Consider the following 12481-nt stretch of genomic DNA (forward strand, 5'->3'; position numbering starts at 1 on the left):
CGACTTCCGGCTGCTTGTGCAGTGCGCCCGCGCGGCCCGTGTCCACACGGACCTACGGAACACACGCCTGCTCGGCATCGAGCCAAGTGGGCCAGACGACCCTGACCGAGCGCAGGCGACCTTGACGTCGGGGCGTGTCATCGGCCTGACGTTCAAGGGCGACGGGAGCGCGGGTGCCGTGCTCTTCAATCTCGGGGACTACGAAGAGACGGGCACAGCGCGATGAGCACAGCCGGACACGACCCGCTGCCGATCGCGCCCGTGCCGGTGGGGGAGATCTTGGAGCGGGAGCTCCAAGCGAGAGGGTGGACGCAAGCCGACTTTGCGGTGGTGCTGGACCGCCCCACCCAATTCGTCTCAGAGATCATCAATGGCAAGAAAGAGATCACCCGGGACTCAGCCGCCCAGCTTGGTGCCGCCCTTGGGCACACCGCCGAATATTGGCTCAACCACCAAGATCAACACCTGCTTGTTGAGCAGTCACGGAACCCACAGACGCAGGTGAGGCTAGACGAGGTGCGACGCCGCGCCCGCTTGAACGACAAAGGCCCGATACAACTGCTCAAACGACGCGGATTCCTGACCGGTAGTTCCCTCGAAGAGCTGGAGGCCGAGGTCATGGATCTCTTCGAGCTCGACTCCCTAGAGGATGAACCAGACATCGCTGCGGCTGCCAGACGGGCCAACCCGCGTGAGGATCTAAGCGGGCTTCAACGCGTTTGGGTGGCATGCGTTCGCAAGAGGGCGCGCCAGGCGCTGCCGCAGGCCCAATATTCGGAATCGGCCCTGCTGGCACTTGCTGAGTCGCTGGCCAAAAAGCTTAAGTCCGCGGAAGACTTCAGGGACCTTGAGGAACAATTCAGCGAGGTTGGAGTCCGATTGGTGTATGTCGAGGCATTTCCAGGAGCCAAGATCGACGGCTGTGCAATGTTTGTCGGAGGCGTTCCAGTCATTGGCCTGTCAGGTCGGGGAAAAAGGCTGGACAAGGTGCTCTTCACCTTGCTTCACGAAGTCGCCCACCTCTTACTGCGGCACGTCGACGCGGATCGGCTCATCGTCGAATCCCTTGACGGCGAGAACGGCTCGCAGAGCGACCAGGAGCAGGAAGCGAACAGCAAGGCAGGGCACCTTTGCTTCTCGAACGGCTTTCCTGCCGCCCCGCCCCGAATAAGCGCATCATGGGTGAACGAGGTGGCTGTTGCGCTGGGCGTGGCGCACATCGTAGTAGTCGGACAGCTCCAGCACCGCGGACGTCTTGACTGGAGGACGTCGCTTGTTAAGGACGCCCCATCCGTGAACAGCGCCTTGCAAGCATGGAAGTGAGAGTGCTCCACCGGCGTCCAATAATATGGTGCACGAGTCCCGGCGAAATTGAGAGGGCTCTGTTGATCGCCATCGAGGGGGTATCCATGGTCGGAAGTCGCCGGTCTCAAGCAGGCTCCTGGCGATGCAATTGGCCCAGTTGGCGGAACCATAGGGCCGGGTCCTCAACAGTCCCCTCGTAGGCTCGGCGCGTTCTCAGCAGGCGCGGGGCATGAGCGAGGAGAGGATTGCTGTCCTCAGCGCCGTGGTGGCCATCCTGGCCGTCCTGCTGACACAGCGGAGCAGCGGCCGGATCGACGCCGCTGACCGGCTCGCGGAGCGCCACGCGACGCTGTCACGTCGACGTCGCCTGGTGGCTCCAGGTCCGACGGCTCGTCGCCTCGGTCACCCGGTAGCCCCGGCCGGTAGGCCGTTCGCGGCAGGTGCGCCAGGTAGACAGTCGTCGGTACACGGGGCACGTGGATCGCAAACGTTCGTTTCTGGGACACGGAACGCAGGGCGTTCGGCGGCGGGTGAACGGCCAGGTCGGCCGTTCCCAGAACTGCCGTCCGTTATCAACGTGTCGTACCAGTTGGGCGGGGACGGTTTCGTTACCTTGCGGTTGTGGGTGAGCTGCTGGGGTACGCGAGGGTGTCGACGGCGGAGCAGAGCGCCGACCTTCAGGTCGATGAGCTGACCGCGGCGGGCTGCTACCGGGTGTGGACCGATCACGCGTCGGGGACGCTGGAGCGGCGCCCGAAGCTGGACGAGGTCCTGGATCGGCTACGGCCGGGCGACACCCTGGTGGTGTGGCGCCTGGACCGGCTGGGCCGGTCCCTGCGGCACCTGATCGACACCGTGAACGGCCTGGACGAGCGGCAGGTCGGGTTCCGGTCCCTGCGGGAGGACATCGACACCACGACCGCCGGCGGGCGCCTGGTGTTCCACCTGTTCGGGAGCCTGGCCCAGTTCGAGCGGGAGATCATCCGTGACCGCACCGTCGCGGGGCTGGCCGCGGCGCGGGCTCGTGGCCGTTTGGGGGGCCGGCCGAGCAAGTTGTCGGAGGAGCAGCGGCGGCAGGCCCGGCGGATGTACGACGCGCGGGAGCTGACGGTGGAGCAGATCGGGGGAGTGCTCGGGGTGAGCCGAACCTCGATCTACCGCGCGCTGCAGCGCGACGACGCCACCACGGCGGCCGCGAAATCGCCGACCGCGGCGGGGCGAGCGGTGAAGTCCGCGCCGGAGTCCGTGGCGGAGTCCAAGCCGAGGCGGAAGGCATCTACGAAGGCGTCGACGTCTCGGCGGGGGGCGACGGCGTGAGTGGGTCAGAGGTGCTGCCAGCCGGGTACGGGGACCTGCTGGCGCAGGTCAAGGCGGAGGTCCGCACCTCACGGGTGCGGGCGGTCAGGGCCGCGAACACCGAGCTGGTGGGCCTGTACTGGCGCCTGGGTCGGCTGGTCCTCGCCCGGCAGCAGGCCGATGGGTGGGGCAGCAAGGTCATCGAGCGGCTGGCCGCGGACCTGCGGGCGGAGTTCCCCGGCATGCGGGGTCTGTCGCGCAGCAACTTCTTCTACATGCGCTCCTTCGCCGCCGCTTGGCCGCAGGAGGCAATCGTCCAACAGGCTGTTGGACGATTGCCGTGGGGACACGTGACGGTGCTGCTGGACAAGCTCGACGACGTCGAGCAGCGGGACTGGTATGCCGCGGCCACGGTCGAGCACGGCTGGTCCCGCACCGTCCTGGCCCACCAGATCACGTCCGGGTTGCAGCAGCGCAGCGGTGCGGCGCCGTCGAACTTCGCCGACCGGTTGCCCGCGGTTGACAGCGACCTGGCCCAGCAGATGCTGCGCGACCCGTACGTGTTCGACTTCCTGGACCTGACCGAGCGGGCGGGGGAGCGGGAGGTCGAGGCCGCGCTGATGGACCGGTTGCAGGCCTTCCTGCTCGAGCTCGGCCACGGGTTCGCGTTCGTGGGCCGGCAGTGGCACTTCGAGGTCGACGGCGACGATTTCTACATCGACCTGCTGTTCTTCAACTGGGTGCAGTCCCGCTTCGTCGTCGTGGAGCTGAAGACCGGGAAGTTCGTGCCCGAGCACGCCGGGAAGCTCGGGTTCTACGTCGCCTGGGTCGAGGACAACCTCCGGCGCCGCGACCAGCACGCGGAGACGGTCGGGATCCTGTTGTGCGGGGACCGCAACGAACGGGTGGTGCGGTACTCCCTGGCCGGGGCCACCGCCCCGATGGCGGTGGCCGGCTACGACGCCCTTCCTCCCGCGGTTCGAGATGTCGTTCCCAGCACCGACGAGCTGGCCGACGCCCTGGCCGATGCACCGGGATTCGCCCTGCCCGGGGGCGACGTCGCCGCCGCCGGCGTGCAGCACGAGCACTGAGGCCCGGGCTTTCGCAGAAGTCGGGTAGGAGACACGCCAGCCGTTCACTGTTTCGGACCGACTTGTGAGTCACGGCACGCTTGAGTCCAACGGGGCACCTCTGTCTCACCGAGGCCGTCTCAGAACCTTGGTCTTGCGACAGTACTGTCGCCGTGCGGCATGCTGCCGCGGTGACCTTGTCGCAGAGTCCACCGGCCGCAGGTATGGGCACTGCCGCCTCCAGCCGCCGTTGTGCTCTCACCTGGCTCGTGGTGCTGCTGGCCGTCGTCGTGCCACTTGGGTCGGTCGCCGCGCTCGCCCCGCAGGTGATAGCCACAGGAAACGTCTCGCACTGGCCCTGGGAGGAGCACGGTGTGTGGGGCTGGTGGCTGGTCCCGGCCGGGTTGTGGCTGGCGGTCGTGCCCGCTGCGGCCCGCGGTCGCCCGTTGCGGCTTGACTGGCTGACTGGCCTGCTCTTGCTGTTGGCCGCGGGGACGACGCTGGCGCTGCTCTACAACCCCTAGGTCCGCCGACCACCCGGTCGCCTTTGCGGTGCGGCGATCTCGGCCTCTAGTGGCGGGTCAGATCGGCGGCGGAAGAGGTAGACGGCGCCGTCGACGTGGTCGGGTAGGACGAGGCGGCTGAGGGTGAGGTCGTGCTGCACGTTCTCTGCGCGGTGTCGGCGTCTGGTTCCCGGCGGCGAAGGCGCGGCGGCTGGTCAGCAGGATGTAGGAGTCCACGCTGGGGGAGTCGAACACGTGCTTCTCGAAGGTGTTGCCGGGGGGCGGCCACGAGCAGCGACGACCTCGGGTGCGTGGGTCCGCAGCGCCTGTCGCGCGTCCAGCCGCTCGATGTCGCCGCCGAACTGGATGGCGTGGTCCCAGCTAGAATCGCCGGTGGCGGTGATGGGGACACCTTCCTTGCGGAGGAACCGTGACAGCGTGCCATCCCCGGCGGGCGACCTCCAGGCAGGACCGGCCGTCGACGAGTCGGGCAATCGCCTTCACGAGCCGCCGCGAGTAGAAGCAGTAGACGCCCTGCTGCATGACCAGGGCAGCAGCAGCCGTCGTTGGCTCAGAAGAGGTCACACCGCCCGCAACAGGACCATCGAGACAGGTTTGCGTCGCAGCCCCCGCTCGAACAGCAGCGTCGCGGGGGAGGAGGTGCTCCGCTACCTCGGTGTCGTCAGCGGCCTGCTCGTCGTCGTGGTTGAGATGTTCATGCTCCGCGACGCCATGCGGGACCGGCGCACGTCGCTGGGTAGCGCGGTACAGACGCCGCTGGCGGTGCCCGGTGCGGACCACGGCCTCGCCACCGTCACGTCCATGTCCACGCCCCGCGTATGACGACAGCTCTGGCCTTGGTCACGACTTCGGCCACGGCACACCCACGGGCCGGCGGCAACACGCACGGGCCGGGCGGATTCAGCCGGCGGTCGCTCGTGGGCGTCGGCGTCGCCGGCGGCCTGGTATGAGCCCGTCCGCCCTCGTCGTCCTGCTCGGCGCGATCGCGCTGGGCCGGACCGTGTTCGGCGTCCTACTGGTGCTGGCCTACGGGCTCGGCATGGCCGGTGTGCTGACTGCGTTGGGTCTGCTTCTCGTCCACGGGCGCGCCCGGCTCGAACGTCTCGCCCCCGCCGCAGGCCGGGCACCGCGCTCGGCACCGTCCGTCGCCTGCTCCCGACGTTCACTGCCGTTCTCGTGGTCCTCGTCGGCGGCGGCCTAATGGTGCGGAGCCTTTGCCATAAGGTTTCACCCCGCCACGGCCGCCGGTCTGCTGCCCGTCGCCGTCCTGTCCGCGGGCTGCGTGACACGCCCTGAACTGGTGCGGCGCGGTCGACCTGGGGTGGGGGTCTCGGTGACATCAGGTGGACGACCGACACCTTGTGCGCCTTGATTCTCGAAGCGGCCAACCACGGCCAAGGTGGCTTCACACCTCAAACCCGTCGCGCAGTTGCTCGTCGCCCTCGGTGCCACCCGCAGCCACTCCCGCCCCCACGTGTCCAACCACAACCCCTACAGCCAGGCGCCGCCGTCGCCTATTGCCTATCGGCTGACGGCGGTGCCCAGGACGGTCGGAGCGACGGGCGGCAGGTTCGGCCAGACCATCGCGGTGCGCACCGCGGTGACGTCGAAGCCGGCGGCCGTGACGGCGCCTGAGGTGTCGCGCCGGACCGAGCACCCCCCGGCGGCGCGTCCCCAGAACGGCTGGAGCAGCTGCTGGAGCCGGCCGACCCAGTGCTCTGCAGGGGCGGCAACGTGCTCGAGTAGGAGCAGCCGTCCACCGGGGACCAGGACCCGCCGCAGTTCCGCGAGCGCCCTGGGCGGCTGCGCGACTGAGCAGAGCACACAGGCACAGAGCACCGCGTTGATCGAGCCGTCGGCCAGCGGCAGGGCATGGGCGTCGGCCGAGAGCAGCGTCACCGGCACCGGGCAGGCCGTCACCCGCCCGTGGGCCAGGGCGCGCATCGAGGGGTCGGGCTCGACGGCGACCACCGACGTCACGGCGGCGGGCAGGTGGGCCAGGTCGTGGCCGGGTCCGAGACCAAGGATAAGCAGCCGACCGCTCGCGTCGGCCAGCACCGACGCGCGCAGCTGGCCGAAGCCGCCGCGTTCCCCGGCCGCGGCGACTAGCCGGTAGACCTGAGCGAAGACCGGGTGGGCGTGCTCGCGCTCACGGCTCATCCCCCAGTGTCGGGTCAGGTCGGGCGACCGGCGATCGGATGACCGCGTGCAGTGCCAGTGGCCTCGTCTGGCCCCCCGGCTCGCTGCAGAACGCATGGGCCGAGGCGCGGTCGGTCTGGCACGCATGGCACGTGCCGTGGGTCAGGGGGCGTTGCTTCCTTTGGCTCGTACCCGCCGGGGCGTCGACGAGGGCCCCCACCTGCGTCGGGCCAGAAGCAGCTATCAGGAGACCGTGGTGACCGCCACGGGGGCACTGCCGCGGCCTGAGGGGTCCAGCCGGGCGGTGCGCTGCAGGCGTCGGCTGCCGGTGAAGCTGAGGACGACGACGAAGACGAGGGCCCCGGTGAGGACGATGGTGGTGCCGGAGGGCACGTCGAGGTGGTAGCTCAGGTTCATTCCCACGAGGCCGCAGGCTGCGCCGATACCGCTGGACAGCCACAGCATCGTCGCGAACCGGTTGGTGAGCATCCGTGCGACAACGGCGGGTATGACGAGCGTCGCCGCGACGAGCGTGACCCCGATGACGGTGAGGGTGGCGAGGATCGCGAGCGACAAGACGAGCATCAGGAGGGCGTCGGTCCGGGCGACCTTGACCCCGCTGACGTCGGCGACCTCGGGGTCGAAGGTCGCGAAGAGCAAGGCCCGGTAGTTGGTGATGACGACGATCACGGTGAAGACGGTGATGCCGGCGAGGGCGAGGACGTCTGAGGTGGCGACGCCGATGATGGAGCCGAACAGGGCGGCGTCGAAGCTGGGGCCCTTGTTGCCGAAGATGGTGAGCAGAGCGACGCCGAGGGCGAAGCTGGCGGTGGTGATGACGCCGATGGCGGCGTCGGCGCCGATGCGTCGGCTGCGGGTGACCCGGTTGATGGCTAGCGCTGAGGCCAGGCCCCAGACGCCGGCGCCGAGGTAGTAGTTGAGGCTGATGACGGAGCTGGCGGCGAAGCCGCCGAAGATGGCGTGGGACAGGCCGTGGCCGATGTAGCTCATGCCGCGCAGGGTGATGTAGACCCCGATGAGGCCGCAGAGCCCACCGGCGAGGGTGGCGACGATGACGCCCTTGACGAAGAACTCGTAGCCAAACGGGTCGAGGAACGCCTGGATCATGCGGAGGCTCTTCCCGATGCCCGGCCTGATGTCCGGCTGAGGTGTCCGGCTTCCTCGAAGCGGTCCAGGACGAAGGGGATGCCCAGGTGCTCGAGGACCTCCATGGGGGCGCCGTAGGTCAGTTCGAGCACGGCGGGGCTCATGACTTCCTGGGGGGTGCCGGAGGCGATGATCGCGCCGTGGAGGGCAACCAGGCGCGGCAGGTGCGCGGCGACGCCGTTGAGGTCGTGCGTGGTGAGCAGGATCGCGACACCTTCGGCGTTCAGCTCGCCGAGCAGGTGCAGGACGTCGTGGCGGGAGTTGACGTCCACGCCGGTGGTGGGCTCGTCCATGAGGAGCAGCTTGGGGCGGCGGAGCAGGGCCCGGGCGATGAACATCCGCTGCTGCTGCCCCCCGGACAGCTCGCGGATGTGCCGGGAGGCCAACTGGCCGATGCCGAGCCGGTCCAGAATCTGGTGGATCTCGTGGCGCTCCGCCTTGGTGGGCCACGGCCAGGTTCGGGTGGTCCGGGCCATCAATACGCACTCGAAGACCGTGACCGGGAAGTTCCAGTTCACCGTCTCCAGCTGAGGGACGTAGGCCACGGCCAGGCCCGGCTGTCGGGTGACCGTCCCCCGCTGGGGGGTGCTGGTGCCGAGCAGCAGCCGGAGCAGGGAGGTCTTGCCCGACCCGGAGGGCCCGACGACGCCAATGAAGTCGTCCGCGGCGATGGACAAGTTGATCTCGTCGAGCACGACCGCCCCGTCGTAGCCGAAGCTCGCCCCGGCCAGCGTGACCAGGGCGCCGCGGGGGGCGTCGAGAACGGTCACTGCGGGTACGTCGCGTCGTCCGGGACCGCCGGTGCGGTGTCGAGGGCGGCGAGCTCCGTCGCTTCCCCGCCGAGACCGTTGATCATGGTGACGTAGTCGTAGCGCATGAGACCGAGCCAGGAGTGCTCGGGGTCGCCGGGCTCACCGGGAAGGTCGTCGTCGCGCAGGGTGTCCTCGTAGCGGGCGCCTGTCGCGTTGCCCACCTCTTCCAGGACGGCGGAGGGGAACACCTCGGAGCCGAAGATCACGGGGACCTCCTCGGCCTCGATCTGGTCGATGAGGCCCGCTACCTCCCGCGGGGTGGGGTCCTCGAAGTTCTCGGGCTGGATCGCCCCGATCACCGTCCAGTCGTAGGTCTTGGCGAAGTAGGCATAGGCGTCGTGGTAGGTCAGCAGCTCCTTCCCGCCCTCGGGGATGCTCTCCTGGTCCGCGCGCAGCGCGTCGGACAGCTCCGTGGCCTGGGCCTCGAACGCCGTGAAGTTCTCCGCGTAGGTCGCCTCGCCGTCCGGGTCGGCCTCGGTGAGGGTGTCCCGGATGACCTCGGCGTACCTGATGGCCCAGGTCGGGTCGGTCCACAGGTGCGGGTTCGGCTTGCCGTCCTCCTCAGGGAAGGAGAAGTCGTAGATGTACTCCTCCTCCGGCAGGACCTCCGTGCCGATCTCGACCAGGACGGCGTCGTCCTTCATGTTGGCCTCGGCGAGGTCCTTCGTCGGCTCCTCCAGCTGCAGCCCGTTGATGAACACCACGTCCGCGTCCGACAGGACGGCCGCGGCGCTGGGGGGTGGGTCGAAGGTGTGAGAGTTCGTGCCCTCCGGGACGAGCCCGTTGATCTGCGCCCGGTCACCGGCCACCGCCGCCGTGATCGAGGTGATCGGGGCGACCGTCGTCACGACTTGCAGCGCCTTCGCCGAGCCATCGGCGCCGTCGTCGGTCGAGCCGTCGCCGGACGTGGAGTCGGTCGCACCGCCACCGCACGCCGCGAGAAGTACGACGAGCACACCGGCGGTCATCACCGGCAGATGGGTCTTGGGAGTCACGCGCAGAGCATAGGCACGAGGTCGGCCTTGTTGCGCTCCGGTCGCAACTAGCCCCATCCGCGACGGCTCGGGGACGTCCCCGGGCGGAGGAGGGAGACTACGAGGGTGGTGGATTCGGGAACCAACCCGCAGCCGGGCGTGCAGCCGAACCTGGAGCCGGGCATGCCGGGCGGGGTGACAGACGCGGAGCCCGGAGGCGGCATCAACGCGGGGACGGTGGGGGAATCGGACGTGGTGGCGCAGATCGGGGTGCTGTTGCGTGCTCGGGGGGAGCGGATGACGCGGCCCCGGCGACGGGTGGTCCAGGCCCTGGCCGGTCACGCGGGACATGTCCACGCCGAGGAGGTGGTTCGCCTGGTCGCCGCGAGCGATCCGACGGTGCACCGGGCCAGCGTCTACCGCACCCTGGAGGCGCTGACCCAGCGCGGCGTCGTCCAGCACGTCCACGTCGGCCACGGCAACACCGCCTACCACCTGCTCCGGCCCGAAGGCGCCCACCTGCACGCCTCCTGCACGCGGTGCGGTGCGGTGACTGACCTACCCCCGGACATGCTCCGTTCCGTGGCGGCGCGGTTGTCCCGTCAGCACGGCTTCACCCTGGACCCTACCCACGTCGCCCTTTCCGGCACCTGCCGGGCCTGCCTCAGCGCGGGCCACCGCGCGGGCCACAGCGCGGGCCACAGCGCGGGCCACAGCACGAGCCACAGCACGAGCCACAGCACGGGCCAGTGAAGGCCTCAGCCTGACCGACAACACAGACCCCTAGTACCGCTGCGGACCGGGATTGGGTGGAGGTGCCATCGGGCGAGGATCAGGTCCAAAGACTTGGGCTACCCATCCACCCAGGCCCCGTCCCCTCAGTCGGTCCCAGCTGGCGACCGGGTGTCCGGAAACGGTCGGCGGTCTCAGGGAGTCGTCGCAACAGTTGGACGATCGGGGTCTGACAGTAGGCGGTTCATCGCGTCGGCCGGGGTGTCCCAGCCCAGGGTCTTCCGGGGCCGGCCGTTGAGCTCTGCGGCGACCGCGGCCAGGTGCTCGGCCGGGTGCCGCGACAGGTCGGTGCCCTTGGGGAAGTACTGCCCCAGCAGCCCGTTTGTGTTCTCGTTCGAGCCGCGCTGCCAGGGGCTGTGCGGGTCGCAGAAGTAGATGGCCATGTCGGTGGCCAGGGTGATGTCGGCGTGGCGGGCCAGCTCGGTGCCGCGGTCCCAGGTCAGCGACCGGCGCAGGTGGCCCGGCAGGGTCTGGATCGTCGCGGCGAGCGCGGCGGCGACCGTGGGGGCGTCGTGGGCCCCGGGCAGGTGGACCAGCAGGACGTAGCGGGTGGCCCGCTCGACCAGGGTCGCGATCGCCGAGCGGCAGTTCGAGCCGAGGATGAGGTCACCTTCCCAGTGGCCGGGGACGGCGGCCTCGGCGGCCTCGGCGGGCCGCTCGCTGATGCTGACGGCGCCGGGGACCTTTGACCAGGACCCGAGGGCGGCCACGGTGCGGGGGCGGCGCTCCGCGCGCCCGGCGCGGAGCTGTCGGTGCAGGTCAGCGCGCAGGTGCCCGCGGCCCTGCACGAACAGGGACTGGTAGATCGTCTCCGGCGACACCCGCATCTCCTCCCGGTCCGGGTAGGCGCGCACCAGCGAGGTACTGATCTGCTGCGGGCTCCACCGCAGGTCCATCTTCGGGCTCACGTGGCGCTCAGCTCGGCCCCGACCAGCGGGTCGTCGAGCTTGGCGACCTTCGGGCGACGGGCCCGGGCCGCGGCCCGCTGGTGCGCGGCGTAGGGGGCGTAGGCGCGGCTGGCCCGGGCTGTCGGGCGGGGCCGGCCGGGGCCAGCGCTAGGGGCGCCGCCGCGGCTGAGCTCCCGGCTGATCGTGGACGGCGCCCGCCCCAGCGCCGCGGCGATGCCGCGGACCCCGTGCCCGGCCAGGTGCAGGTCTGCGATGCGCAGCCGCTCCTGCAGGCTCAGGAAGCGTCCGCTGACCTCCCTCGGCGCCGCCGGGACCCGCCCGCCCGCTGCCCGCCGCCACCGGTAGCCCTGGGCCCTGTCCACCCCGGCAGCCTCACAGGCCGCCGTACACGTCGTACCCCGCCGCACCTGCTCCCAGAACCGCTCCTGACGCTGCAGCTGCTCGTGCTTCCACCTCGACACCGACAACACCCCTCACCTCGGGTGTTGCGACGACCCCCTGTTCCCGCCGGCCGCCTTCGGGACGGTGACCGAGGCTGGATTGTCGCTGAACCAGTGGGGGCCGACGTCCTGCACGAACTGCCCGCCTCAATCGGTCCTTCGGTAGGAGGTTCACACCCGCGTTTGCGGGTGATTCCAGCAGGACCTCAATGAGACGAGGACCGACAGCTTGTCATGATGCCCCGCAGCTCCCGGCCGAACGCCGAGGTCCCCCCGGAGGGGGTCGTGGAATTATACGCCGGGGCTGTCAGGCGAGGCGCTCGAGCATCTGCTGCATCTCGCCGATCTCGTTGGCCTGGTCGGACTTGATCTTCTCCGCCAGTGTCTTGACCTCGTCGTCGGTGCCGCGCTTGACCTCCTCGTCCGCCATCATCAGCGCGGACGCATGGTGCGGGATCATCATCTGCAGGAACGTGACGTCGGGGGTGGCGGAGGACTCGAGCATCGCCATGTCGGCGGCCATATCCATCGTCATGGTCATGCCCATCATGTCGTGGCTCATGGCCATCATGTCCGACGGCGGTGTGGTGCCGTACTCCGTGGTCGAAATCTCCGTCATCTGGGCGATCTCGGCGGTCTGGGTGTCGATGATCCGCTGGGCGAGGGCCTTGACCTCGGGGTCCTGTACCCGCTCGACGGCGATCTGCGCCATCTCGGACGCGGACTGGTGGTGCGGGACCATCGCGGTGAGGAACTGGGCGTCCACGGGCACGGACGCCTCGGATGATTCCATCGCCATGGGCGCCTCGGACGGCTCCATCGCCATAGGGGTCCCGGTGGATTCCATGGTCATGTTGGATGTGGCTGCCGCGGTCGCGCCAGCGTTGTCGTCGCTGCCGCCGCAGGCGGTCAGGGTGAGCGCGAGAGCCGCGACGGCGGCGGTAGTGGCGACCCGGGGGCGCAGAGCGGAGGAAAAAGACACGGTAGGGCTCCAGACGGGTAGTTGAAGGTCAGATCATGCTTACCCCGAGCGGGCTCGCTGATACACGCGGGC

General features: G+C 69.6%; 14 protein-coding genes and 1 pseudogene. 8 read left to right on the top strand and 7 right to left on the bottom strand.

The genetic code is table 11. The annotated features are described in order from the left end of the window. Positions 1–222 precede the first annotated feature (222 nt). The 7 genes and pseudogenes from WCS02_RS00905 to WCS02_RS21120 form a co-directional block, all read left to right on the top strand. On the top strand, positions 223–1323 hold the full coding sequence (locus WCS02_RS00905) for a transcriptional regulator (protein WP_340288364.1): 1101 nt from the start codon (positions 223–225) through the stop codon (positions 1321–1323). A gap of 603 nt (positions 1324–1926) precedes the next feature. After that, positions 1927–2622, top strand: coding sequence for a recombinase family protein (locus WCS02_RS00910; protein ID WP_452039069.1), 696 nt, complete (start codon positions 1927–1929; stop codon positions 2620–2622). A gap of 11 nt (positions 2623–2633) precedes the next feature. Beyond that, positions 2634–3692, top strand: coding sequence for a PDDEXK nuclease domain-containing protein (locus WCS02_RS00915; RefSeq protein ID WP_340288367.1), 1059 nt, complete (start codon positions 2634–2636; stop codon positions 3690–3692). A 170-nt stretch (positions 3693–3862) separates the two neighbouring features. Next, positions 3863–4195: a hypothetical protein gene (locus WCS02_RS00920; protein WP_340288370.1), complete on the top strand. Its 333-nt coding sequence runs from the start codon at positions 3863–3865 to the stop codon at positions 4193–4195. Positions 4196–4789: 594 nt separating this feature from the next. Continuing rightward, positions 4790–5017, top strand: coding sequence for a hypothetical protein (locus tag WCS02_RS00925; RefSeq protein WP_340288372.1), 228 nt, complete (start codon positions 4790–4792; stop codon positions 5015–5017). A 124-nt stretch (positions 5018–5141) separates the two neighbouring features. Next, positions 5142–5396: a hypothetical protein gene (locus WCS02_RS00930; RefSeq protein WP_340288374.1), complete on the top strand. Its 255-nt coding sequence runs from the start codon at positions 5142–5144 to the stop codon at positions 5394–5396. 213 nt (positions 5397–5609) lie between these two features. Beyond that, positions 5610–5723: pseudogene (locus WCS02_RS21120) on the top strand (IS3-like element IS1141 family transposase); the annotation flags it as partial. Here WCS02_RS21120 and WCS02_RS00935 read toward each other — a convergent pair. From WCS02_RS00935 to WCS02_RS00950, 4 genes are all read right to left on the bottom strand, one after another. Beyond that, positions 5717–6481, bottom strand: a complete 765-nt coding sequence (locus WCS02_RS00935) for a class I SAM-dependent methyltransferase (RefSeq protein ID WP_376983893.1) — start codon at positions 6479–6481, stop codon at positions 5717–5719. The pseudogene WCS02_RS21120 and the gene WCS02_RS00935 sit on opposite strands and share 7 nt — an antisense overlap. A 96-nt stretch (positions 6482–6577) precedes the next feature. After that, positions 6578–7462, bottom strand: coding sequence for a metal ABC transporter permease (locus WCS02_RS00940; protein ID WP_340288380.1), 885 nt, complete (start codon positions 7460–7462; stop codon positions 6578–6580). Continuing rightward, positions 7459–8271, bottom strand: a complete 813-nt coding sequence (locus WCS02_RS00945) for a metal ABC transporter ATP-binding protein (RefSeq protein ID WP_340288383.1) — start codon at positions 8269–8271, stop codon at positions 7459–7461. Before WCS02_RS00945 ends, WCS02_RS00940 begins: the two co-directional genes overlap by 4 nt. Next, positions 8268–9308 carry a metal ABC transporter substrate-binding protein gene (locus WCS02_RS00950; RefSeq protein WP_340288386.1) on the bottom strand — a complete coding sequence of 347 codons (1041 nt, stop codon included), beginning with the start codon at positions 9306–9308 and terminating at the stop codon, positions 8268–8270. Before WCS02_RS00950 ends, WCS02_RS00945 begins: the two co-directional genes overlap by 4 nt. A 105-nt stretch (positions 9309–9413) precedes the next feature. Here WCS02_RS00950 and WCS02_RS00955 point away from each other — a divergent pair, with 105 nt between their 5' ends. Next, on the top strand, positions 9414–10040 hold the full coding sequence (locus WCS02_RS00955; protein ID WP_340288389.1) for a Fur family transcriptional regulator: 627 nt from the start codon (positions 9414–9416) through the stop codon (positions 10038–10040). A 173-nt stretch (positions 10041–10213) separates the two neighbouring features. On the opposite strand, the gene WCS02_RS00960 is transcribed toward WCS02_RS00955, so the two are convergent. The 3 genes from WCS02_RS00960 to WCS02_RS00965 all read right to left on the bottom strand — a co-directional run bounded on the left by WCS02_RS00960 (position 10214) and on the right by WCS02_RS00965 (position 12409). Continuing rightward, a complete protein-coding gene (locus WCS02_RS00960) occupies positions 10214–10975 on the bottom strand; it encodes an IS30 family transposase (protein WP_422665410.1) in 762 nt (253 codons plus the stop codon). An 8-nt stretch (positions 10976–10983) separates the two neighbouring features. Then, the gene (locus WCS02_RS21125; RefSeq protein ID WP_422665408.1) at positions 10984–11349 is read right to left on the bottom strand and encodes a helix-turn-helix domain-containing protein; all 366 of its coding nucleotides are present in this window, start codon (positions 11347–11349) and stop codon (positions 10984–10986) included. 385 nt (positions 11350–11734) lie between these two features. Next, the gene (locus WCS02_RS00965) at positions 11735–12409 is read right to left on the bottom strand and encodes a DUF305 domain-containing protein (RefSeq protein ID WP_340288392.1); all 675 of its coding nucleotides are present in this window, start codon (positions 12407–12409) and stop codon (positions 11735–11737) included. Positions 12410–12481: the final 72 nt, after the last annotated feature.

This window comes from Aquipuribacter hungaricus, assembly GCF_037860755.1.
Lineage (GTDB): Bacteria > Actinomycetota > Actinomycetes > Actinomycetales > JBBAYJ01 > Aquipuribacter > Aquipuribacter hungaricus.

What these genes read in the sequence shown, in the direction of transcription:
- WCS02_RS00905 (WP_340288364.1), top strand. Translation starts at nt 223, where the DNA reads ATGAGCACAGCCGGACACGACCCGCTGCCGATCGCGCCCGTGCCGGTG.
- WCS02_RS00930 (WP_340288374.1), top strand. Translation starts at nt 5,142, where the DNA reads ATGAGCCCGTCCGCCCTCGTCGTCCTGCTCGGCGCGATCGCGCTGGGC.
- WCS02_RS00935 (WP_376983893.1), bottom strand. Translation starts at nt 6,481, where the DNA reads ATGCGTGCCAGACCGACCGCGCCTCGGCCCATGCGTTCTGCAGCGAGC.
- WCS02_RS00940 (WP_340288380.1), bottom strand. Translation starts at nt 7,462, where the DNA reads ATGATCCAGGCGTTCCTCGACCCGTTTGGCTACGAGTTCTTCGTCAAG.
- WCS02_RS00960 (WP_422665410.1), bottom strand. Translation starts at nt 10,975, where the DNA reads ATGGACCTGCGGTGGAGCCCGCAGCAGATCAGTACCTCGCTGGTGCGC.